Here is a 688-nt window from a genome sequence, read left to right on the forward strand (position 1 = left end):
TGACAGGCTCTTGTGTCGTAAGCACCATCACCTGAGATATTGCGGATTTTGCGATGGGTTTGCTTGAGCAAATTCGGCATAACTTCAGCGTCAGTGACACCGGATAAACTCAGTTCCGCTGCAATAATTTCATGGCTATGGGTATCGACAGCGATATGCAGCTTACGCCACACGCGGCGCTTGCCATCTGTGCCATGTTTCTTCACTTTCCACTCACCTTCGCCATAAACCTTCAAGCCTGTCGAGTCGATAGCCAAGTGCTCAATGGTGCCACGCGTCTTGGTTTTAAAAGCAATCTTGACGGTTTTAGCGCGTTTGCTGATGCAAGTGTAATGTGGGCACGAAAGCGGAATATCAGCCAGTTTAAACACCGAGTTGATAAAGCCTTGTAACGCTCGTAGTGGCATCGAGAAAACACGTTTAACCATCAGCGCGGTGGTAATGGCTAAGTCGCTAAATACGCGTGGTCGACCTTTCCTTGGTTGCTCGGCCTTAGCTTTCCACTGGGCGATAGCGTCCTCATCAATCCAGAAGGTAAGTGAGCCACGATTGATCAGGGCTTGATTGTATTGCTTCCAGTTGATTGTTTTATATTGAGGTTTTGACACGATTGATGGGCGAGTTGATGGGCTATGTCGATCAGATCACCAGCTATGGTTTTAGTTCAACTGATTTAGGAAACAAAGCC

Annotated in this window: 1 protein-coding gene; it reads right to left on the reverse strand. The window is 47.5% G+C overall.

The genetic code is table 11. The features are described from left to right. Positions 1-608 (reverse strand): IS5-like element ISSpu11 family transposase (locus tag KV201_RS22370; protein WP_226060656.1); only part of this gene is annotated, 608 nt, incomplete at its 3' end. Positions 609-688: the final 80 nt, after the last annotated feature.

This window comes from Shewanella sp. SR1, assembly GCF_020447145.1.
GTDB lineage: Bacteria > Pseudomonadota > Gammaproteobacteria > Enterobacterales > Shewanellaceae > Shewanella > Shewanella baltica.